This is a genomic window from Flavonifractor sp. An52, assembly GCF_002159385.1.
GTDB classification, from domain to species: domain Bacteria; phylum Bacillota; class Clostridia; order Oscillospirales; family Oscillospiraceae; genus Flavonifractor; species Flavonifractor avicola.
Genome location: NZ_NFIB01000038.1, coordinates 1 through 21,670, shown reverse-complemented (window position 1 = coordinate 21,670; position 21,670 = coordinate 1). Strand labels below are relative to the sequence as shown.

General features: G+C 57.5%; 24 protein-coding genes, 3 pseudogenes and 2 riboswitches. Of the genes and pseudogenes, 14 read left to right on the top strand and 13 right to left on the bottom strand.

Going from position 1 to position 21,670, the window contains the following annotated elements:
• The 8 genes and pseudogenes from B5G06_RS12400 to B5G06_RS12370 form a co-directional block, all read right to left on the bottom strand.
• A pseudogene (locus tag B5G06_RS12400) lies at window positions 1-350 on the bottom strand (hypothetical protein); the annotation flags it as partial.
• A gap of 72 nt (window positions 351-422) precedes the next feature.
• Complete coding sequence (locus B5G06_RS12395; protein ID WP_087189371.1) at window positions 423-680, bottom strand: hypothetical protein; 258 nt, start codon at window positions 678-680, stop codon at window positions 423-425.
• Entirely contained in the window at window positions 677-1,009 is a 333-nt protein-coding gene (locus tag B5G06_RS12390) for a DUF3846 domain-containing protein (RefSeq protein ID WP_204220836.1), read from the bottom strand. Before B5G06_RS12390 ends, B5G06_RS12395 begins: the two co-directional genes overlap by 4 nt.
• A gap of 101 nt (window positions 1,010-1,110) precedes the next feature.
• Window positions 1,111-2,607, bottom strand: a complete 1,497-nt coding sequence (locus B5G06_RS14610) for an ECF transporter S component (protein WP_343286368.1) — start codon at window positions 2,605-2,607, stop codon at window positions 1,111-1,113.
• Window positions 2,592-3,749 carry an ABC transporter ATP-binding protein gene (locus B5G06_RS14470; RefSeq protein WP_343286367.1) on the bottom strand — a complete coding sequence of 386 codons (1,158 nt, stop codon included), beginning with the start codon at window positions 3,747-3,749 and terminating at the stop codon, window positions 2,592-2,594. The genes B5G06_RS14610 and B5G06_RS14470 overlap by 16 nt, the downstream gene beginning before the upstream one ends.
• A 140-nt stretch (window positions 3,750-3,889) precedes the next feature.
• Complete coding sequence (locus tag B5G06_RS12380) at window positions 3,890-4,147, bottom strand: hypothetical protein (RefSeq protein WP_143382753.1); 258 nt, start codon at window positions 4,145-4,147, stop codon at window positions 3,890-3,892.
• 56 nt (window positions 4,148-4,203) lie between these two features.
• Window positions 4,204-4,818, bottom strand: a pseudogene (locus B5G06_RS14605) (hypothetical protein); the annotation flags it as partial.
• 12 nt (window positions 4,819-4,830) lie between these two features.
• Window positions 4,831-5,493, bottom strand: a complete 663-nt coding sequence (locus B5G06_RS12370; protein ID WP_087189368.1) for an S-layer homology domain-containing protein — start codon at window positions 5,491-5,493, stop codon at window positions 4,831-4,833.
• Between the two features lie 35 nt (window positions 5,494-5,528).
• On the opposite strand from B5G06_RS12370, the gene B5G06_RS12365 reads away from it, so the two are divergent.
• The 11 genes from B5G06_RS12365 to B5G06_RS12320 all read left to right on the top strand — a co-directional run bounded on the left by B5G06_RS12365 (window position 5,529) and on the right by B5G06_RS12320 (window position 12,954).
• Window positions 5,529-5,900 carry a hypothetical protein gene (locus B5G06_RS12365; protein ID WP_087189367.1) on the top strand — a complete coding sequence of 124 codons (372 nt, stop codon included), beginning with the start codon at window positions 5,529-5,531 and terminating at the stop codon, window positions 5,898-5,900.
• Between the two features lie 20 nt (window positions 5,901-5,920).
• A complete protein-coding gene (locus tag B5G06_RS12360; protein ID WP_087189366.1) occupies window positions 5,921-6,175 on the top strand; it encodes a hypothetical protein in 255 nt (84 codons plus the stop codon).
• Window positions 6,172-7,263, top strand: coding sequence for a sigma factor-like helix-turn-helix DNA-binding protein (locus B5G06_RS12355; protein ID WP_087189365.1), 1,092 nt, complete (start codon window positions 6,172-6,174; stop codon window positions 7,261-7,263). Before B5G06_RS12360 ends, B5G06_RS12355 begins: the two co-directional genes overlap by 4 nt.
• Window positions 7,247-7,543, top strand: coding sequence for a toxin-antitoxin system toxin subunit (locus B5G06_RS12350; RefSeq protein ID WP_242955489.1), 297 nt, complete (start codon window positions 7,247-7,249; stop codon window positions 7,541-7,543). Before B5G06_RS12355 ends, B5G06_RS12350 begins: the two co-directional genes overlap by 17 nt.
• Entirely contained in the window at window positions 7,540-7,680 is a 141-nt protein-coding gene (locus tag B5G06_RS13930; RefSeq protein ID WP_143382752.1) for an XkdX family protein, read from the top strand. Before B5G06_RS12350 ends, B5G06_RS13930 begins: the two co-directional genes overlap by 4 nt.
• 67 nt (window positions 7,681-7,747) lie before the next feature.
• Window positions 7,748-9,769: a hypothetical protein gene (locus tag B5G06_RS12345; protein ID WP_087189364.1), complete on the top strand. Its 2,022-nt coding sequence runs from the start codon at window positions 7,748-7,750 to the stop codon at window positions 9,767-9,769.
• A 12-nt stretch (window positions 9,770-9,781) separates the two neighbouring features.
• The gene (locus B5G06_RS12340) at window positions 9,782-10,042 is read left to right on the top strand and encodes a hypothetical protein (protein ID WP_087189363.1); all 261 of its coding nucleotides are present in this window, start codon (window positions 9,782-9,784) and stop codon (window positions 10,040-10,042) included.
• 113 nt (window positions 10,043-10,155) lie between these two features.
• A complete protein-coding gene (locus tag B5G06_RS12335; RefSeq protein WP_087189362.1) occupies window positions 10,156-10,563 on the top strand; it encodes a hypothetical protein in 408 nt (135 codons plus the stop codon).
• Window positions 10,564-11,067 (top strand): hypothetical protein, encoded by a 504-nt coding sequence (locus B5G06_RS12330; RefSeq protein ID WP_087189361.1) that lies wholly within the window; start codon window positions 10,564-10,566, stop codon window positions 11,065-11,067.
• 35 nt (window positions 11,068-11,102) lie between these two features.
• Entirely contained in the window at window positions 11,103-12,485 is a 1,383-nt protein-coding gene (locus tag B5G06_RS12325) for an N-acetylmuramoyl-L-alanine amidase family protein (protein WP_087189360.1), read from the top strand.
• Between the two features lies 1 nt (window position 12,486).
• Window positions 12,487-12,954, top strand: a complete 468-nt coding sequence (locus tag B5G06_RS12320) for a phage holin family protein (protein ID WP_087189359.1) — start codon at window positions 12,487-12,489, stop codon at window positions 12,952-12,954.
• 43 nt (window positions 12,955-12,997) lie between these two features.
• On the opposite strand, the gene B5G06_RS12315 is transcribed toward B5G06_RS12320, so the two are convergent.
• From B5G06_RS12315 to B5G06_RS12295, 5 genes are all read right to left on the bottom strand, one after another.
• Entirely contained in the window at window positions 12,998-13,363 is a 366-nt protein-coding gene (locus B5G06_RS12315; RefSeq protein WP_087189358.1) for a hypothetical protein, read from the bottom strand.
• Window positions 13,364-13,725: 362 nt separating this feature from the next.
• Window positions 13,726-13,862: riboswitch (cobalamin riboswitch) on the bottom strand.
• 149 nt (window positions 13,863-14,011) lie between these two features.
• Window positions 14,012-14,237: riboswitch (cobalamin riboswitch) on the bottom strand.
• A 254-nt stretch (window positions 14,238-14,491) separates the two neighbouring features.
• On the bottom strand, window positions 14,492-15,400 hold the full coding sequence (locus B5G06_RS12310; protein ID WP_087189357.1) for a zinc-ribbon domain-containing protein: 909 nt from the start codon (window positions 15,398-15,400) through the stop codon (window positions 14,492-14,494).
• Between the two features lie 101 nt (window positions 15,401-15,501).
• Window positions 15,502-16,308 carry a phage/plasmid replication protein gene (locus B5G06_RS12305; RefSeq protein ID WP_087189356.1) on the bottom strand — a complete coding sequence of 269 codons (807 nt, stop codon included), beginning with the start codon at window positions 16,306-16,308 and terminating at the stop codon, window positions 15,502-15,504.
• 1 nt (window position 16,309) lies between these two features.
• Complete coding sequence (locus B5G06_RS12300; RefSeq protein WP_087189355.1) at window positions 16,310-17,572, bottom strand: RecQ family ATP-dependent DNA helicase; 1,263 nt, start codon at window positions 17,570-17,572, stop codon at window positions 16,310-16,312.
• A 201-nt stretch (window positions 17,573-17,773) separates the two neighbouring features.
• Window positions 17,774-18,352: a polysaccharide deacetylase family protein gene (locus tag B5G06_RS12295; RefSeq protein ID WP_143382751.1), complete on the bottom strand. Its 579-nt coding sequence runs from the start codon at window positions 18,350-18,352 to the stop codon at window positions 17,774-17,776.
• Window positions 18,353-18,769: 417 nt separating this feature from the next.
• On the opposite strand from B5G06_RS12295, the gene B5G06_RS12290 reads away from it, so the two are divergent.
• From B5G06_RS12290 to B5G06_RS12280, 3 genes and pseudogenes are all read left to right on the top strand, one after another.
• Window positions 18,770-19,579 (top strand): IclR family transcriptional regulator, encoded by an 810-nt coding sequence (locus tag B5G06_RS12290; RefSeq protein ID WP_087189354.1) that lies wholly within the window; start codon window positions 18,770-18,772, stop codon window positions 19,577-19,579.
• Between the two features lie 18 nt (window positions 19,580-19,597).
• Window positions 19,598-21,442: a dihydroxy-acid dehydratase domain-containing protein gene (locus B5G06_RS12285; RefSeq protein WP_242955488.1), complete on the top strand. Its 1,845-nt coding sequence runs from the start codon at window positions 19,598-19,600 to the stop codon at window positions 21,440-21,442.
• A 34-nt stretch (window positions 21,443-21,476) separates the two neighbouring features.
• A pseudogene (locus B5G06_RS12280) lies at window positions 21,477-21,670 on the top strand (hypothetical protein); the annotation flags it as partial.

The following is a 21,670-nucleotide window of genomic DNA, read 5'->3' as shown; positions in this document are numbered from 1 at the left end:
GGTTTGTAATAATAATCGTGGATGGGCTTGTCCCGGGACAGGGTATGGAAGCAGTCCAGGCAGTAGGGCCGCTCGTCAAATTCGTCCGACTCTTCGTAATAGGCCCCGGTCTCTCTCACCAGAGCACCGCAGCGGCAGCAGCGGACATAGTGGTCGTCAAAGCAGTCCTGGCACAGGGGCGTGTCAGTGGTGCCTGCGTTGTCACTCTCCCAGATCCGCTCGCCGCAATAGCTGCAGAACAGGGTGTGGTTGTCCAGGCATTGGGCGCACAGCTCCTGGCCATCGAAATGGTACAGCTGCCCGGTTGGCAGAGAAGCGCCGCAGAGTTCGCAGGTATGCAGTTCTTTCATGGTAATTCCTCCTTAAAACGCAAAAAAGCCCCGGGGCTTTCCCCGAGGCCATCGTAGCTTATAGTATACAGTTCAAGGTTCGGGCGGTCCGGAAGGGGGAAAGAGGTCCAGAGCCAGCAGAATGGCCACCCGGACTCCCTCCCGAAAGGCCCCCTCCACGGAAGCCGTCTCCCGCTTCACAAAGACATCCTCCAACCTGTCCAGCAGATCGGCCGCCTCCCGGTCCAGCTGTTTACGCAGTTCCTCTGACAAGGCTATCATCTCCTCTGAGCATTGGGTGTACACCGGCTCCCCGTAGCGGAAGCCGTCCTCCATAAGTCGCTCCATCATAGGTAAATCTCCGGCCGTGCGAAGCGGCGGCGGTACCGCTCCAGCTGCTCCGGCGACAGGCTCTCAAAGTCCTCGCTGTCCGGCGGGGCGGCGCACAGAAAGAAGGTTCCTGCGACAATGTCGTAGATCTCCCCGTTGTCCAGCCGCAGGCAGCGGTTGAGGGGCAGTCCCACCAGTTTGCCCTCCTCGTGACAGATGAGGGCCACCGGCTCTTCGAAGGGGTAGACCGCCTGGATGGGCCCTCCTACCGCTCGCTGCATAGCCTCCAGGGTGTTGTCCAGTTCTGCCGCCCGGGGCGGCTCCAGGGGTGGGACCAGCAATACGTTCATAACCATACCTCCAGATAAAAGGATAGCCCAGGAAGCATATGCTCCCTGGGCTTCATGGGTATAGTATATAGCTGTGTGGCTGCCGATTCCGGAATATGTATTTACTCCACCAGGCCATATTTGACCTTAATGCGGTCCAGCTTCTCCAGCATCGGTTCTGCCGCAAACCAGAGAAACAGCCAAGTGGCCACAGCATGGATACAATCAAAGGGCATACCGGTAACATAGTAGCTCAGCAGAATGCCGCCCGTCAGTTCCCGGTTGGCTGTCAGAGCGGAGGCCGCGTTCATAACGCCGCCGTAAATCAGGATGGCGCAGAGGGCGCCAAAGACACACAGAGATCCCCGCGTGCGCATCAGCAGTCCCTTGCGGAACAGGATGCCCGCCAGAAAGCCGATGATGCCCATTGCGAACATTTGCCATGGGGTCAGCGGTCCCTGCCCGAACATCATATTGGAAGCCAACATGGTCATGGCGCCCACCAGGAAACCGGTCTCTCCTCCAAAGGCCACCCCTGCAATGATGGTTACCGCCATCACCGGTTTGAATTGGGGCAGCATGAAAAAGAACGCCCGCCCTGCCACAGCAATGGCACACAGCACCGCGATGATGACCAGCTCCCGGGCCTGGGGTTTCCGGCCTTCAAAGATCAGGAAAAAGGGCAGCATCGTCTCCAATAAAATTAGCAGAGAAATGAAGTAATACTTCTTACCGCCCAGATAAGTAATGCCCACAAAAAGCGTTACAGGGATAAGCAGCACAATCAGGATCGTTGCCACCAGTGTGCGTTTTGTCAGCTTGCGCTGTTCCTTTGGTGTCTGCCGCAAATAGTCCGGCCGGTGACTGCGGCGGGTGATAGCTGCGGCAAACACCAATAGGGAAATACAAAATATGGAGTACAGCGCCAACTGGTCACCAGCCAGAGCAGTCAATCCCTCTGCATTGACCAGCGCAGTCAAATTCCCTACACCAAGAAAGGAAAGAAATAAAAGCAGCGATACAGCACCAGACATTGCCGCCAGAAGTTTCCGCCACCACGGCAGTTTTTTGGGCTTTCCTGCCGCGCTTACTTCTGCTGGCTCCGGCAGGGGCGGGATGTCATCCGACAACTCCGGTACAGGCGGCAGTTTCCCGCCGCACAGAACGATCACATCCTCCGGTGTAATGGCCTCAGGCTCCTGATCCCGTGCCATACGGTTGGCAGAGGTCGTATAAAAGCTGTTCCCCGAAAAAAAGGCACGGGGCGTCCCTTCCGACACGGTACCTCCATCAAAAAACAGTGCACAGCGGTGAGCATAGCGGGCGCAGAATCCAATATCATGGCTGACCATCAGGATTGTAACGCCCCGCCGCAAAAGCACCTGCAAAATTTCCGCAAAAACCTGTTTGAACTCTGCGTCCAACCCCTTGGTTGGTTCGTCCATCAGAAGAATATCAGGATCCAGCAACAGGACTTTTGCCAATGCCGCCCGCTGCTGCTCTCCGCCGGACAGGTCATAAGGATGATGCTCCAGCAGCCCCTCCAGCCGGCACAGGGCCACCACACGGGCAATGCGCTCTGCCTTTTCCTCTTTGCTGCCGTTCAGGATCTCCGCCAGATCTTCCTGAACTGTTTTTTCACGAAGAGGGTCTGAGGATTCTGAGGCAAAACGCCAATCGTTCCCTGATGGGTTACCGTTCCCCGGTAGGGTTTCAAAAGTCCGGCCAGCAGCTTCAGCGATGTGGATTTCCCGGCGCCGTTTCCACCCATAAGCGCATAGAACTCGCCCCTTTTTAGGGTGAGGTTCAGTCCCCGCACCACATCGGGGCTGTCTTTCTCATACTTGAACCACAACTCCGACGCCTCTAGTACAGCGCCATCCGGGTAGACCCGAGATGGCTCTGGCGGCAGCGGACAGGGCGGATGCTCCACGCTGTAGGCCGTCAGCCAGTCCCGTCCCTCCCGAACTGTAACCGGGCATATCCCTTCCTGTTCCACCGCTGCCCACACCCGCATCGCAGTGGGCATGGCCAGGAACATGGTGTGCCCGCTGGCTCGCAGGGCTGTGCCCACTTCGGCAGGCGTACCGCTGCACAGCAGCTTCCCCTCCTCCATGACGGCCACCCGGGTGGCCAGCGGAAACGCATCTTCCAAACGATGCTCCGTCAGAAGGATGGTCGTGCCCAGCTCCCGGTTGATGCGTCCAAGGGTGGCCAGAAAGTCCGATGCTGCAATGGGGTCCAGCTGGGAGGTGGGTTCGTCCAGAATCAGAACCGAGGGCTGCATAGCCATAACGGAGGCCAGATTGAGCAGCTGCTTCTGTCCGCCGGACAGCTCCGTTACATTTTTATAGAACCAGTTCTCGATACCGAAAAAGGCGGCCATCTCCGCCACCCGCTGGCGGATCACCGGCGTCTCATAGCCAAGGCTCTCCAGCCCGAAGGCCAGCTCATGCCAGACCTTGTCGGTGACAATCTGGTTGTCCGGACTCTGCTGGACAAAGCCGATGCACTCCGTCTGCTGCCGCTGGTCCATGCTGTCAAGCGGCTGTCCTTCAAAAAGAATGGTGCCGCTCCGGCGGCCATGAGGGGCAAGCACCGTTTTCAGCTGCCGCAACAGCGTGGACTTTCCGCAGCCGGAGGGGCCGCAGAGCACCAGAAATTCTCCCCGCCGGACCGTCAGACTCATGTCTTGCAGAATGGCCCCGGACTGCTCCGGATAGGAAAAGCAAAGATGTTCAATTACAAAGGTGTCTGTCATGGAATATTCTCTCTCTTCCGCAGCAGGGCCCGTTGGACCGCTACCGCTTGTGCCCGCTCCCTTCTGGTACGGGATGTCAATTCATGGGTGAGCCAGGTGGGCTGAATCCGCTCCAGCACGGGCAATATAGCTGGATCCGTCTAGGGCTGGTGCTGATCGATCCGGAGGATATGGTCGTAGTTGACAGCAAACCGCTGCCGGAATTCCTCCGGCCATTGTTCCGGCAGCCGGCCGGTATGACGTTTGACATAGCGCCCGCTGAGAGACTGATGGAAATGGACACCGCGAATCATAGCGCCCAGCCCGCCGTGCCGGTCCAGCATGGCGCTGATATAGGCAGCACCCTCACTTTGGCTTCGCAGCTCGGTACAGCAGTTCATCAGATGTCCGGTATCCAACAGGATACCTTTATTGGCATAGCGGATGCCATCCAGTAACCGCTGGGTCTGGCTGGGCTCGGTGAAGGTACTCTGCCGAACAGATACACAAATTTATCGGAGGTCATCACGGCGGTATAGCAGGAAAACCAGGAGATCACAGCAGCAAGCATGGCGGCGGCGGAGACACCGTAAAGGATGCTCTCCAGCGTCAGAGGATTGCCCGTGGGCAGATACGCTGTCGTACCGATGGTCACGTCCTGGGGTTCCACCGGCAGGGGTTTCCCCTCTGGCACCGGATCGGTCTGGTATTTATCCTTTCCTGTTTCCGGATTGATAGCCATTTCGGGCTGATCGGATGGCTGGGCCTGTTCCGGCTGCTTGGAAGCTGCCGGCTCAGCAGTCTGCTCCGGCGTGGCTTTTGCCGGTTCTTCCTCTGTATCGGATTCCGGCGTATGTTCTTCAGCCGTCTCTTCAGGTTCAGGAACTGCAGCGGGCTCCTGCTCCGGCGTCTGTACTGGCTCCGCTGTATCCGGCGGATCTTGAACCATCGTCGCATGGTCTGTCTCAGGGCTTGTGACCGTCCAGCCCCGCGCACCGGGGGCGTTGCCGCCATACCAGAATACCCCGGCCAGAATTGCCAGGATGAGAACAGGGAGGATTACTTTCCACTTATGTTGTTTCCACCACATGACGGATTCTCCTTACAGCAGCTTGGCGCTGTCCAGCAGGTTGCAGAGCATTTCGGCAATCTCACACCGCAGAATGGCCCGTATGGGTTCCACATTCAGGTCGCTCTGATCTAAAATATCCTCCCCATAGCAGAAGGCCAGCCCCGCCCGCGCCCAGGGTGCGATGGTCACATAGTCGGTAAACTGGGCCAGCGTGTTGAGGATCTGGTAATCCTCCAGAGCCGTATCCATGCCGCACAGCTTGGCGGCCCGTGCCACCATCACGGCGGCCTCCTGGCGGCTGATGGTGCCGTTGGGAAGGAATCGGCCGTCTCCCACGCCGTTGATGATGCCATAGGTGTAAGCGGTGCCCACATAGCCAGCATACCAGGCGTCGGCGCTCACATCGGTAAAAATATCTGTGGTCTTGGGAGTCAGTCCCAGTGCGCGCACCACAATGGCGGCAAACTCCGAGCGGGTCATGGTGGCATCGGGGACAAACAGACCGTTGTCACGTCCATTGATGATGCCCCGGGCAGCAAGAGTCTCGATGGCGGCTTGGTTGGTATGGCCCGCCACATCGGGGAAGGTGATTCCGCCGGCAGTTACGGGCACCGGCTTGACGTCGCTGTGCTTGCCGGGCAGGCCGACAGTCTCCTCCGCCACACCTGTAACGCGGATGGTCACATCGTCCATATCGTAGAGCGCGCTCTTAGGGAGGGAGAGCTGCCGTGACAAGGACCACGTATTATAACCTCAAAAAGCCGGGGGACAGCGATAATGTTCTGATCTCCGATCTGAATGAGAACATGGATATTCTGGATCAGGCCCTGCACGACATGAATGATCGGGTGGGTCGCCTGTGGAAAACCATCTCATTCACCTCAGGCCAGTGGAGCGGCGGCACACTGCGGATCAGGGCTGATGCACACGGCATGAAAAACGGCTTGCGGGTCTTCCAGCTGTTCCATCAGGTGGATGGGGCCCTCAGCGTAAACACGTGGGCGGTCAGATGCACGGATGTGACTTACGAAAGCTCCACCGGAGACCTTGTTCTGAAATGTGAGGATGCATACGCCGGTCAGATCTGTGTTTTGGTGTAGGCAGGAGGTCGTATGATGTCATGAAATCGCTGAGCGAATTGGCGGACGATTACCGGGAGGCGGCGGTCCGGCTGCGGCTGGCCATTGAGGACCGCCAGGGGCAGGCGGCCCGGGGCGACACCACCGCCGCCCGGGAGCTGGGACTGCTGCGGCAGATGCTGGCGGAGATGCGGGACCTGCGGCAGCTCACCCAGGGGTACTACACCCGGCCCAGGGACGGCACGTATACCACGTCAGACCTCCGGGCGCCCCGGACGGATATGAGTAAAAAATGAGCCGGGCCAGGGAGATCAAAGCCCAGGCCAAGGCCCTGCGGGAACAAAAGACCGCCCTTCAGGCCAAGCTGGAGGGCGTACAAGGCAGGGAGGCCCGGGCCATCCGTCTGGAGCTGGCCCGGATCGGGGAGGATCTGGTGGACTGCTCCCGGCTTTTACGGGAGCTGATGCCCCGGCACAAGATCAGCCGGGGCAGGACTTGGTCCGGCCTGGAGGGCTGGCAGTGGGATAAGTTCCAATACCAGACCTGGGCGGAACTGGAGAGCGCCGAGGACCCCGAGGGGCCTACTGAGCAGGACAAGATGCGCCTGGCTGTTCGGGCGGCCCGGAGTGGGATCAGCCCTGTCCAGGAGGCCTATCTGGCCGGTACCAACGGAGGCAGACGGCAGGCCCAGGTGGCCCGGGAGGCGGGGAGAAACCGCTCCACCGTGTGCCGCACCCTCCAGCGGGGACAGAAACGGATTGCAGAGGATGCCAGAGTTCTCTATCAGCTGCTGGGCCGCCAGGAGGGGGGACCTCTGGTGGTGGACCTGGGGGAGCCTGAGGTGCTGAAAGCAGTGCTGGACCGGCTCACCCCACGCCAGCAGACCTATCTGTACCTCTACTATGGGGAGTGGCTCTCTCTGCGGGAGATCGGTACCCTGCTGGGGGTGGACCACGCCTCGGTGCTCCGGTCCATCCGGTGCGGTCTGCACCGCCTTGAGAGCCTGGCCCTAGGGGAGCAGGTGGAGGTACGGGGCCTGGACCAGCTGGAGGAGCGGCTCATGGCCCACTTCAATGACTTGCCAATGGAAGAAGAGCCCCGGAAGAAGCGGACCTACCAAAAGCGGAACAGAATCACCCCAAAGCCTGCTCCCATTCATCTGAAAAACCTGCTGCTCCGCTTTGTGCGGGGCGGGCAGGTGCGGACGGTGAGCGCCGGTGGGCCGGTTCTGGAGATACAGCCCGAGGGCTGGAGCTCCGGGAAGCTGCTGGCCTGGCTGGAGGAGCAGGGGGGAGGCCGCCGGGACCGGGCGGGGTGGCTCCGCAGGCTGTTGTACCACTTATTTGCATGGATCAGGAGGGATTTGGATGTTGACCATCATTGAGATCGGGGCCAGAGAGGACGGCGGCCACGGCCTGCAGAGCCAGAGCCACCGGACGGAGTGCTGGATGGAGGGGTGGATCGCGGTGCCGCCCCAGCTGGAGAAGACGTCCTGGGACTGCTGCGGCTACTGTGACCTGAAGATCGAGAACGGGGTGCTGGTGGGCTTGACCCCCGGTCAGGTGCCTGAGCCGGAGCCCGCTCCGGAGCCGGAGCCCACGGAGGCGGAGCGCCTGCGGGCGGATCTGGACTATCTGGCCATTATGACGGGGGTGGAACTGTGAACGTGTACGAGCTGGCCAAGAAGTATTATCCCAAGCTGTGGGACAAGGAGCGCATCCAGGCCCTGGCGGCTGCGGGCAAGCTAACAGAGGAGGAGGCCGCCGGAATTCTCAGTCTCACATACGGTCAGAAAAAATAAATCATTGCTTTGGTGTATGAAACCGTACATCTAATTCCCTTTGGGACCCATATATGGGGGGATGCAAATGATCAAGTTTGACAACTGGCGCATTTTAAACCAAGGAAAGGTATTGGCCCGACAGTATGACAACCTGACCCGGGAATTGAGAGTGGAGGGGATCATCCCGGAGGGCTGGACCTGGGATCTGCTGGTGCAGGCCGGAAAAAATCTGGATATTATCCGCCTGAACCAGGGGGAAAACAGCCTGTCTGTAATGCTCACATCTGAGATGCTGGCGCTGGCCGGGTACTATGTTCTTCAACTGAGGGCCACTCAGGGAGAAAAGGTGCGGCATACCAATGTACTCCGGGTATATGTACCGGAGAGCCTGTCCGGCGACGGACATTGGCCCGAGGTGCCGTCGGAGTTTACGCAGCTGGAGCAGCGGGTGAGGGAACTGTCGGAGGAGGCCGGGGCGGCGGCAGAGCAGGCGGAGAACGCGGCAGAAGGTGTGGCCAACAATGCCAAAGCGGCTCAGGAGGCGGCTGGACAAGCTCAGACAGCTCAAGACGCCGCCCAGGGAAGCGCCAAGCAGGCCGGGGCCGCTGCCGCCGCCTCTGCCGAGTTGGCCAAGACCGCTGCTGACAGTGCCGCCGCCGCCACACAGGCGGCACAATCTGCCAGTGATGCTGTGAGCAGTGCTCAGACCAGTGTACAGACCGCCACGGCCCAGGCTCAGGCTGCCGCGGATGCCGCCCAGCAGGCCAGACAGGCCCAACAGGCCGTAGAGACCGCTGCCGGAAACGCGGCCCAGTCCGCTCAGGGGGCTGGAAACTCCGCAGGGAGCGCTGAAGCCAGCGCAAACGCCGCTTTACAGGCAGTAAACCGCTACCCGCGCATTAACCCTGATACAATGACATGGCTTGTGTGGGACACCGCACAAGGCGTGTTTGTTGACACCGGAATTGTCGCAGAAGGAAAGAACGGCATTGAGGCCGACGGCCTGTGGGGTGTTTATGTGGACGAAGAAGGTTTCCTTGTGGTCACTTACACCGGAGACGACCCGCCGCCGCTGTCCATCAGCGACGACGGCTACCTTGTCTACACCCTCAACGGGCAGGAGATCCGCGTCGGCAAGACGGTAGGCCCGGTAGGCCCGGTAGGTCCCGCCGGGCTTGGCGTTCCGGAGGCAACCCCGGAAGATGCCGACAAAATCCCCATCGTGGCTCCCGACGGCACTTACAAGCTGGGATACCAGAGCGGCGCCATTGACGACACCAAGGCACAGACCGATAAGACCTGGAGCAGCCTGACCATTGTAGATCGTCTGGCCCCGGCGTTTGAATCCAGCGGCCCGGTGGTTACCTGCAACCCGGTGGAGGGCTACCCACTCCATGTGGTAAGCCAGATCGTGCCGGTGCAGTCTGGAAGCGGCGACCCTAGCCCTGAGAATGTGCGGCCCATCAGTGGGTGGGCGCAGGCGACGCTCACGCACAACGATACTCCAATCCCCCTTTCCTTCGGCCAGACCGTCTACGGCGGTACGCTGGACTGGACGACTGGTGTGCTGACAATTGACAAGATTGTTGTTCTGGTAAACTCAGAAATACTTATTTCTTGTTCTGGTGTTGGTCGTTATAGCGAAAATTTAACAAACTTTTACATCAACTTGCGTGATGTACTTGAAAATCCAACAAGCGCACTAGGCGAAAACGCGGTGTCAAACCAGTTCAAGTTAAGAACTAATGAGCCGCAGTACAGAACAGCGAACATTTTCTTCATTGGCGCAATTGGTACTGTAAACGCTTATATTAGTTTTAATATAGAGAATACGTTGGTTGGGATAGATGCAGGTGATAGCAATGATGTTGCTGTTCAAAAGCTGAAATCGTATTTGAACGCCAATCCCATCTCGTTTGTCGTCTCAATTAACAGCCCCCAGATTGTCCAACTCACTCCACAGGAAATCCTTGCCCTGTCCGGCACCAATACTCTCTACACCGACACCGGCGACACCACTGTGTCTGGCAGGGCTGACCCCAATGCCATCATCCAGCAACTTGCTTCCCGTATCGCCGCGCTGGAGGGTGCGGCCACTAATTTGTAAGGAGGACACCACATGAGCTATGACGTACTGAAAAACCGTCTGACCAACGGCGTGCCCTATACCGTCGAGGCGGCGCTGGAGCGTATCAACGCCCTGGCAAACAACCTGGAGATCACCCAGGAGCAGGCGGACGAACTGGCCGCGATAGCCAAGGAAAACGGCTCTTCCGCCGCCATGTCCGTGGAAGATAGACTGGCAGCTCTGGAATCTGCCAGCCTGGAGCATGACACGGCCCTGATGGAGCTGGCAATGATGATTACCGGAGGTGTGTAATATGGTGGCAATTTATGTGAGATGGATTCAGGCTGGCCGCATGACGTTGGCCGATGTTCCTATTCATTGGCGCTCGGACGTAGAGGCCGCCTTGACCAAGGAGTGATCAATAAATGGCCGAAAAAGAACTAAGGCTCGGATATGTGCGAGGGAGAGACGGGAAGTCCCCATACGAAGCTGCTGTTGAAGAGGGCTACACCGGAACTGAGGCAGAGTTCTACGCCGCGCTGGTCAGCCTTCAGAACGCCCCGTTCCTGCCTCTGAGCGGCGGGACAATAACTGGCAATTTGCAAGTTGTTTCTATTACAGGAATAGATGGTGGTAAATTTGATACTAGTGGAATAAATGTTGCAGGTTCTTTTACAACCGATGGCGATGTTACGTTTGATTTAAAAGGTTGTGTAATAAACGGAGTAAATGACCCTGTAAAAGAAACGGACGCCGCCAACAAAGGCTACGTTGACGACCTTGTAGGCAACATCAACACCGTTCTGGACACCATCAACGGGGAGGTGGTCTAAGTGGCAAACACTACAGCGGATAAGCTGGCAAAGCTGAACAGCACAAAAGCCGCCCTGAAATCCGCCATCAACGGCAGCGGCAGTACCGTGGGAGACGTGTTCAGCGCATACCCTACCGCCATCACCAGCGGAAAGTCAGCCATCGCCCAGGCCATCACGGACAAGGGCGTGACCACGGCGGCAAACGCCACGTTTCAGCAGATGGCGGCGAATATTGGGCAGATTGAGAGTGGGGGCGGATTCGCTGGAACGGCAACGGTTACGTTCGTTGTTCCACATACGTATTCCGAGAGAAAAATAAGATACATTGACGAAAACTATGATCTTGTGACAAGCACCAATGAATCCGTGCAGATACCTATTCCGCAGATTGTGTATATCGAGTTTGGAGGGGAAAGAGAAAGCTACCACGATTTCCAAGGAGATTGTTCTTATATTTACAACTCTCTGATCACTGGAGTCTATTATATTTACGGAGACACGACGTTCACCGCTTCAATCTAAAAAGGCACCAACTCCCATCTGAGAAAGGAGACCGAATGGCAAACGCTCTGATTATCGACATCCCTTTCCCATCCATCGACTCTGTAGAACTGTTTGTCAACAAATTCCGCTATTCCGTGGCACAGGTGGCCGCCCAGGCCCAGGCCAAGCGGCCGGACTGCAAAGTCTACGTTGTCACGGGCGGGATGTGGAACGCTGACGGCTCCGCCTGCCCGCTGCTGAAGGCGGATGGGGAATGGATCTCTCCCAAGCCGTGGAGCTCCTACGGCTATGCCTGGGACAGCGGACCCGATATCATGCTGACCCTGGACCGGGATGCCAAGGACAACTTCTGGTCCACCACCTGCCTCATCGGACCCAACGGCCCCATCGAGAAGCCCAGCTACGACAAGAAGGGCCAGGGCGGGAAGCGTGGAAGGGCAGGCATCGGCACGAAACAGGGCTATCTGCGGCTGTACGCCTCCCAGGACGGCACGGCGGATGCCCGCACCCCGGAGGCTCTGCGGGACGATATGGCTGCCGACGGCTGCACCTCCTTCGTCATGGGGGACGGCGGCGGGTCTGCCCAGTGCTGGTTCGACGGCCAGACCATCAAAGGGGATGGCCGGAAATGCCATAATTACATCATCGTATATGTAAAGAAAGAATCGGCGGATACCCCGCCGGACAAGGAGGACAATCCTGTGAGCAAGCCTGTTGTATGCCTGGACCCGGGCCACGGGCCTGGGTGCGCCAACGGCTCTCTGGATGGGAGCTACAAGGAATGTGAGTTTACCTGGGATCTGTATACCCGCCTGCGGCCTCTGCTGGAGGCGCAGGGTATCACCGTGGTGGGCACCCGTGAGCAGAAGATCGACTATCCCAGTCTCAGCGCACGGGCGTCCGTAAGCAACCGGGCGGGGGCCGACCTGTTCGTTTCCCTCCACTCCAACGCCGCTGGGAGTTCTGCCCGGGGCTTTGTGGCCTTCACCTCCGCGCCCCCGGAGACGGCAGCCCGGAACAAGCTGGCGGCCGCCATCATCAACCGCGTCCACGCCGCCGGCGTGGTGCTGTGGGGCAGCGGTCTGGCCCATGAGATGTACACGGTGCTGGCCTCCACCACCGCCCCGGCGGTGCTGCTGGAGTACGGCTTCCACACCAACGCTCAGGACCTGGCCCTGCTGAAGGACGCCGCCTACCGGGACAAGCTGGCCCGGGCCACCTGCGCCGGGATCTGCGACTATCTGGGCCTGGAGGTCAAGGAGCCGGACCAGGAGAGCGGACAGCCCAATGAGCCGGACGGCTGGGCCAAGGAGGAGTGGAGCAAGGCCGTGGCCGCCGGGATCTTCGACGGCACCCGGCCCCGGGACGGGCTGACCCGTCAGGAGGCTGCCGTGGTGCTGGACCGGCTTGGGCTGCTGCCGGAGAAAGGAGCCTGACATGGAGCACATCAATTCCTTCAAAGCGGCGGTGGCCGCCCTCTGTGCAGCCCTCACCGCCCTGTGGGGCTGGTTTGGGTGGGTAGTGGTGGCCTGGGTGGGCTGTATGCTCATCGACTACGCCACCGGCTCCGCTGCCGCCCTGCGGGCGGGGGAGTGGTCCAGCAAGACCGCCCGGGACGGCATCTGGCACAAGCTGGGCAGCGTGGTGGCCGTCATCGTGGCGGCCATTCTGGACACGGTCATCGGCCACCTGCTGGGCAACGTGCCCGGAGTGGAGCTGCCATTCACCTACACGGTGCTGCTCTGCCCTCTGGTGGTCATCTGGTACATCCTCACCGAGGCCGGCAGCATTATCGAGAACGCCGGGGCTCTGGGGGCCCCCATTCCCGCCTGGCTCACCAAGATGATCGCAGCATTGGAGTCCAAGGTGGATCAGGCGGGGGACAATATGTCATCTAAAGAATGATAAACTCAAACAGCCCTTCGGACTTTCCGGAGGGCTGTTTGAGTTACATTATTATATACACTATATGCTTGGCAACTGCCTGACTGTCCAGAAGAGAAGTGCCGGTATTGGTGCCAATGGCTTCTCCCTCGAGCCAGTAGCTGTGAAGGATATGTCCGCCGTTGCCGGTCATCACCAGACCGCCGCCGTTGCCGCCGGGCGTTTTATTCACATAACAGTTGGCGATGACGGAACCGGAGAACATCGTTCCCACAAGGCCGCCATATCGGGCATCCGCCCAGGAGTAGCAGTTGATCAGCTTGCCGTAGAGCTTATCCACCAGAGGCACATTGGTGATGCTGCCATTGGCGCCCAAATTCTGAACCACGCCGCTGGGGCCAAGGATGCTGATGATAGACGGCTCTTCCAAGTCCGCTGGACAGGGTAAGGGACGCGTAGAGCATATGCCCATCACCGTGGTTTGTGTGCTCCGGCGGAGCTTGCTTTGCCCACGTTTGTATCATGCTGCGATACTGCGCTGCCTCTCGTGGCGTAAGTCTGGCCGGGCGAGCCTGTCTTCGTTTGCTGATGGTCTTCACCCCCCTTCAAACTTCAGGATCTTCCGGCAGCCTGAAAAACAAAAAACCGGCAGACAATGGTGTCTGCCGGTAAAGCGCAGATATCCATTGCCGATCCCTGCAAACAGAGGCTTCGAACATGATAAATGCACGAAACCCAAGCCATCTCCAGACATGGATATGGCTGCAAAAATCGGCAATGGATACCACCTTGATCAATTACCATGGAGCAGGCTGACAATCCTGGCTTATGGCCGGGGCCAAATACAGTAGAGGTAAGACTGCGCCGGATTCTCACCGGCTTGTCAGTTGGCATATGTCAAGCATATGACCTGCTCACAGTCTGCATTGTAACCGATTTCTGCAGTGCTGTCAATGACCATTCTTGGAGCGTACTGTAGGGTGTAATATTCCTGAAAATTACAAAACGGCTGCGGCAACCTTATGATTGCCACAGCCGTTTTTCTGTGTAGCCAAACGACACCTGCTACCCATATGGGCAGCAGATCTCTTTTCCTTGTAGGTCTTCTGACTTACGCCTGCGGAGGAGTTCTCCTGCGTCCATATCCTGCCTTCTCAGGTTTCCCCAATGACTGGCTTTCGCCAACGGATACAGACTCAGCGCTTACAGCGGCGGTTACCGTCCGGGATTCACACCCGGTTCCCTTGTCCAGTTTCCGCACCGTGCAGCTTAAGCAGGAAGCAACAGAAACCACAAAGATTCCGATTCAATTCTGATCGTATCGTATCACTAAGACTCTAAAACGTCAAGAGACTTGTTCCCAACGTTTGAGAGCGTCAAGCATATACCCGGCTACATCCGTACCACACTGGCAGGGAGAGGCTGATGTCGTGGAGTACGCCGATGACTGTTCGTCCTTTCTCCCGGGACCAGTGCTCCAGACAGGTCACCAGTTCTGCCTGGCTGCCTGTCACAGATTTACTTGGCGCAGGATAACAGTTTATTGCAAACTCTTTTCTCAACCGGCATTTTCATACATGAGCTCCAGGAATAACATGACATCAAACACGTCACTTGATGTCTGCTGACTATCCAGCAGGTCGATTCGATTTAAGGAATATTCAAAGGTTCCATCATTCTGGTCCTCATAATAGAAGCGAAACCGAACATCCTCTCCCATAATGGGCATATAGCCTTCCACATAGACGTTGGAGGCGTCCTCATCAATGGATTCTGAGGTCCAGGTGGGGCTGCGCAAGTTGTCGTCCATTAATTCTTTCATGGTCTGAGGACCATATTCGTCCAGCGTGACATTTTGAATCTGATAGATCGGACCGCCAACCGCCGCATCCCATCCATAACGAAGAATGCCTGCCCCACCGTTGGCCAGAAAGATCACAAACCCGATCAAAAGCGCGATCTCTGCCAGCATACCGATCTTTTTCCGGTTCATGGTACCGGCATTGCAGCCAGCCTCTTCGTTGCCGGCATCCTGAACGGTATAGGGCTGTCCCGGATTCTCGATATGCGTGCCGCAGATGGGGCAGAAAGCCTGCCCGCGTTCCATACGATGATTGCAGGTGGGACAGGGCATATATTTCCGCCTCTGGCGGAGTTTGCGGTTATAGCCTAGATTGATCATGCCAATCAGGCCCAGAATTGTCCCCATAACCGTCCAGCCATACCCCCAAAAGAACCCCAGAATGATCAGGATACAGCCCAGAACGGCATAAACATAGTTGGTAAACTGGTTGATCTTTACTGCGGCAGCTTCAAAAGCGTGGTTATGCCACAGCCGGTAAAAGAATCCCTTCTCCTGCGAGCGGGTTTTCCCAGACGGCTCCGGATTCACAGGCGCACCGCAGGATGTACAGAATTGATCAGTGGGGCCCAGCGGTGCCCCGCACGTTGTGCAAAAGCGCTCCATAACTTCCCTCCTATAGATATCTCAAATGAGATGCAGTATATATTTAAAAGAATATCATATATAACTATAGATGTAAATAATCCCAAAAGATTTTGCTAAGGTTATAGTAAAACAGATGGGAGCATCGATATGGAGATATCCAGAAATTCGCCGATGGCAGCGCAGACGTTGTCATATCCCATCTTAAGCATGGCAAACAGATCATCCTTCCGCTTTAAGCCCAGCTTTTCCAGAAAGGCCTCCCGTCTCATGCTGACTTCCAGCCGGAGGATTCTCTCCTTTCTGTACTTCTTGGGACAGCGGTCATTCTGCTCCAGTTCGTAGATCTTGTCGTAGACCTTGAAAGAGATCTCTTTGGTGGCAAGTTCAAAGAAATAGTCCTGTTTTCCCTCTAATTCACGGCGTTTATAGTGCCGTGGCAGCATAGATTTGCGAAATATGCGGATTAACGAAGAGAGATCCGTATCCTTGCTGAACCATAAATCTACGGTCAGGTCCATCCGGCTGAGACTGAGCTCATCAGGGGCCAGGATAGGCTCTCCATGATCGCTCAGATGAATTTCCTCGAACATATCGGCAAGGTGTGACTGCATCTCAACCACATTTTCCTTGGTGGGCTGGTACAGCGCCAGCGGCTGATAGGCTCCCGCCAGAAGGGTAGACGGATTGACTGCAAAGGAGATGCCGTTGGACTTATTATGGCTTTGGTGCAGGCGCATACGGATGCCCCGAGCCACCAGATAGGTGCTCTTCAAATGCCGGTCAATGGAGTAGGAATCAGAGTAGATCTGTTGGATGGATCCCTGGTCCACCAGGTGATCGATGGTCTTTTGGATCTGGTGATACTTGAGCTTTCCGGCATACAGTTCGATGGTATGAATGCCCAGACGGACTTGTTTCAGCTTCATGTCAGCCCCTCCTGTTCCGCTGGCAGTTGGTACAGTGACGGCAGGTGTTGGGCTTCTTCTCACCCAGTGCAGCCAGCACCTGCTGCATGATGCAGGCCTTACCGGTGACGATCCCAATCATCTCGTCCAACCGGTCCAGCAACAGCTTTTGCAGAGATTCATCATAATCCTCTTTACAGAGGATAGTTTCGTTCAGATCCCGATCCTCACCGGCATAGAGCAATACACAGCGGGACTTCTTACCATCCCGGCCCGCTCGCCCGATCTGCTGATAGTAGTCGGTCACGCTGAGGGGCAAATTAAAGTGGACTACCAGGCGGATGTCGGGCACATCCACACCCATGCCGAAAGCAGTAGAAGCTACCATGATCCGTTTCTTGCCGTGGATAAACTTCAGCTCATTTCGCTGCCGCTTATCCGGGTCCATGTAAGCATGGCACTTGACCACCTCACCGGGAAACTGATTTGAGAGATAATTGGAAACCAGATCCACATACTTCCGGGTGGCACAGTAGATGACCGTGCGACCCTCTTTGCCGTATTTTTTGAGGTGGTATTTCAGCCGTGACAGGCGTCCCTTGATATTCATAGCAGAGCAGTCCTCTCCAATAAGAATCAGATTAGAGCGCTCCAGTGAGTTGACGCATACCTCAGGCTCATCCATACCCAGAAACGCACAGATCTCTGAACGGTAGGTTTCCGGCGCCGTAGCTGTAAAGCCTGCAACCACCGGGCGCTTTTTCAGGGTGGACAGCCACTTCCCGATCTCCAGATAGCTGGGGCGGAAGGTGTGGCCCCAGTCCAGCACACAGTGGGCCTCATCCACCACCACCAGGCCGGGTGGATTGTCCTTGATGGCTTTTTGAAACGGTTTAGATTGCAGGCGTTCCGGGGTGATGTAGAGAAAGGGAGCGCTGAGGTCTTGTAGATATACAGGGCCGTCCATGGTCATTTTTGTCGCATTATACTCCATGGGATGATTGCCTGAGATCTGATTGGCGCGGATCCCCTTGGCATTGAGCGCCTGCACCTGATCCTCCAGCAGAGACAGGGTAGGCTCGATGACCATCGTCCAGGTATGGTGCTTCTGGTGCATGACCAGAGCAGGTACCTGGAAGATGGCTGACTTGCCTGAACCGGTAGGTGCGATGACCAGAGTATCCCGTCTGTCCAAAATGCTGTTGATGGGTTGAATCTGATGTTTCCGTAAGGTCTTTAATTGAAGTGCCTCCATGGCTTCTCTTACGTCATAGTGGATCTTCATATAAAATTACTCCTAACATGATGATTTAAGCTGTTTGTACAGCTCTATACTCATGTTAGGAGTGTTTCAATTTATAATGGCTTTTGGTGACCTGTTCGGCGGATCCACTCGTTGAATGGGATATTGGGTAAACCGCACACAGCGTCAGATAACATACATTTTGAGCCATATCTGTGTCATCAGGGGGATACTTAATAGGCATCAAAACCGGACGCTATCCATTGGGGCACAATAGCTTGAAGCGGTTTGGGAACCATCTACATCCCACTGGATGGGCTCCATACCCATGGAGCGGATGGCGGCAATCACATGGTCGTCATACTCCCCGTAGGGACAGCGGATCAGGGTAGGCCGTACGCCGGTGATGGCCTCGATCTTGTCGTTGCAGGCCGACACGTCGGCAATGATCTCCTCGGTGGACAGGCTGTTGTAGTGGGCGTGGGTGTTGGAGTGGTTCATGATCTCATGACCAGCATCATGGAGCGCCTTCACCGACTCGGGGTATTTGTCCACCCAGTCCCCCACCACAAAAAAGGTGGCCTTGATCTGGTACTGGCCCAGAATATCAATGAGCTGCTGGGTGTCCTCATTTCCCCAGGCCGCGTCGAAGGAGATAGCCACCATCTTCTGGTCCCGCTGGACGCAATAGATGGGCAGCTGCCGTTTGGTAGCCGCCGCGCTTACCACCTCCGGATAATTGACGATGTAGAACATGGCGGCGGCCGCCAACACACAGGCCAGCACCGCCAGCAGCTTTCGCCGCAGCAGAATGATCTTCATTCCCGTACCTCCTACCATTTGATTGGTACAGACTATGACAAGATCTTCCGGTTCAGAATCGGCAGACAGCCCCCCGGCCTCTTTTGCAGCGCATTGGAAATACTACCTAATTCCCCTTACTCTATCATCACGTTCTTTTGTGAAAGTTCACTTATACACCGCGACAAAATATACCCGATCTTTTTGTGCAATTTGGAACTGTCTTTCTGTATTTAGAATGCGCCTGGGAGGAAATCCTCCCTTTTTATTTGGTCTCATTTCTATATTTAAAATCCTCTTTTAAATATCCACTTTCTAGAATAATCTGGTATCTTTTCTCATTTGAAATCAATTTCGGGAGAGTGTACCATGCAATTAGAAAACCAGATATAAATATAATTTTCCATATATAGAATCCCATGCGAAGGAGGTTTCTGTATGCATTGGGGCAAGGAACTGCACGAAATGATGCGGATGTACAGCTCCATGAAGGCGCTGCAGCTGCTGGTTGCTCTGGCTGAAAGCGAGGAAGAGGTTCCCCTGGCCAAGCTGTCCGCCATGACCGGTATTCCGCCCAGCTCCACCCACCGCATCCTCCAGGAGATGCAGCACTGCGGCTTTGTAATAAAGGATGACGCCCGGAAATGTTACCGTGTGGGCTTTGAGGCCCGTCTGCTGGCCCTTCAGCTGCAAAAGACCAACTTTCTCTATGAGGCGGCCAAGGCGGAAATGACCTACCTGAACAACCTGAGTCTGGAGACTATCCACCTGATTGGAGAAGAGGACCGGGAGGCGGTCTATCTGGCCAAACTGGGCGCCAAGAACTCGGTGGGCCTCCACTCCGCCGTGGGCAAGCGCATTCCTCTTCACTGCACCAGCGGCGGCAAGGCCCTGCTGGCCTGGAAGTCGGAGAGTTGGCTGAAAAACTATCTGGAGCACACCGAACTGACCCGGTACACCTCCAAGACCCTGGCCGATCCAGAGAGTCTCCTGCGGGAGCTGGAGGTCATCCGGATTCAGGGTTACGCCGTGGACAACCACGAACACCACACCGACGTGGTCTGCATCGCCGCTCCTATTTTCGATGTGGACAACCAGGCACCGGCCGCCATCAGCATTGCCGCGCCCGACTACCGCTTTTCGCTGGAAAAGGCCCTCTCCTACGGCAGGGAGCTGCTCCAGTGCGCGGCCCGAATCACCGAAAAGCTGGGATGCAGCTATCCCATCCAGCTTTCCAAATCATCCTGATACAAGGAGGCAGCTTCCATGGAAGAGACACTGGATCTCATTTATAAAGATCCCAAGTATCCCAGTTCCAAGGTGGTAAACGGTCTGAGTATGGCAGGCCCCCGGGCCCATCTGCGGGGCATGGGGCTGGACAATGAGGACCTGTCCAAGCCCTTCATCGGCGTCATCAACACCTATAACGAGATGCACCCCGGCCACGTCCATCTGGACCGGCTGGGCAAGCTGGTGCGGGACGGCGTTCTGGAGGCGGGGGGCATCCCCTTCGAGGTCAACACCATCTCCATCTGCGACGGCTTCTCCCAGGGCCACGTGGGTATGTGCAGCGTGCTGCCCAGCCGGGAGATCATCGCCGACTCCATCGACGTGTACGCCGCCGGCCACCAGCTGGACGGTTTGGTGCTCATCGGCGGCTGTGACAAGATCGTGCCCGCCATGCTGATGGCGGCCCTGCGGGTCAACCTGCCCACGGTCATCGTCACCGGCGGCCCCATGATGCCCGCCGTCTACAAGGGCCGCACCTACGCTACCTACGAGCTCAAGGAAATGGCCGGTAAGCTCACCCGTGGAGAGCTCTCCCGCCAGGAATATGAGTACATGGAGGGACTCATGTCTCCCACCCCCGGCTCCTGTGCCATGATGGGCACGGCCAACACCATGTCGGTGGTAGCGGAGGCCCTGGGCCTCACCCTTCCGGGCAGCGCCTGCGCCCACGCCGTCAGCGGCAAGAAAAACCGGGTGGCCAAACTCAGCGGCAAGGCCGTGGTGCGTCTGGTAGAAAAGAATATCCGCCCCCGGGACATCGTAACCCAGAAGATGCTGGAGCTGGCCGTGCGGGTGGGTCTGAGCGTGGGCGGCTCCACCAACATGACCCTGCATATGCCCGCCATCGCCCATGAGGCAGGCCTGTCCATGACATTGGAGGACATCGGCCGCCTGTCCGCCGACACCCCCTATCTGGCCAAGATCAAGCCCTCCGGCACCCACACCATGCTGGACCTGGATCAGGCCGGCGGCGTGGGCGCGGTGATGCGGGAGCTGGACGGGCTTATCGATCTGGACCAGATGACGGTCAACGGACGCACCCACCGCCAGAACGTGGCGGATGTGGTGGAGTACAACCCGGAGGTCATCCACCCGGTGGAGCAGGCCTACAGCGACCACGGCTCCATTACCGTCCTCAAGGGCAACCTGGCCCCCGACGGCGCTGTCGTCAAGCAGTCCGCCGTGGCGGCCCAGATGCGCAAGCACAGCGGCCCGGCCCACTGCTTTGAGTGTGAGGAGGACGCCGTCAAGGCCATCTACAGCGGCGGCATCCGGCACGGCGAGGTCATTGTCATCCGCAACGAGGGCCCCCAGGGCGGTCCGGGTATGCGGGAAATGCTCACCGCCACCGCTGCGCTGGTGGGCATGGGCTTTGCCGAGTCGGTGGCCCTGGTCACCGACGGGCGCTTCTCCGGCGCCACCCGGGGTCCCTGCATCTGTGCCGCCCTCCAGCTCACGGGACTCATCTCCGCCATGGCCTGCGGCGGCAAGCAGGCCGCCATCAGCCACTCTCTGTACAGCTACTTCTGCACCTGCCGCCCGGAGATCCGCTCCCGGTTCCTCCACGGAGAGCTGGTGGGGGCCAGCCTGGTCTACCAGCTGGCCGTCAACGGCGCCCCCCAGGCAGAGCAGGAGGGGCTGGACCGATTCCTGCGGCGGTTTGCACTGCCCGCCTGTCTGGAGGAGCTGGGCCTGGCCGACAGCCCGGAGGAGCGGGACAGTCTCTTTGCCTTCCTGGCGGAACATATGCCTGTTACCGAGCCCCAGGAGCTGGAGCGGCTGCGGGCCCAGGCCCCGCTGCTCTTCCACGGTCTGAACTAACCCAAACCCATCTGCATCAGTAAGGAGATCATCTATGAAGCTTGATTTTGAATACGGCCACGGCCTGATGAGCGCTGAGCTGCCCGACAACACCGACGTGTTCATTCCGGGCACCACCGTGCCCGACCCTGAGTGCCTGCCCCAGGACTGGGACAGCCTGTACAACGCCACCCTGGAGTCCATCCGCAACCCCATGGGTATGCCTCCTCTGAAGGAGCTGGCCGCTCC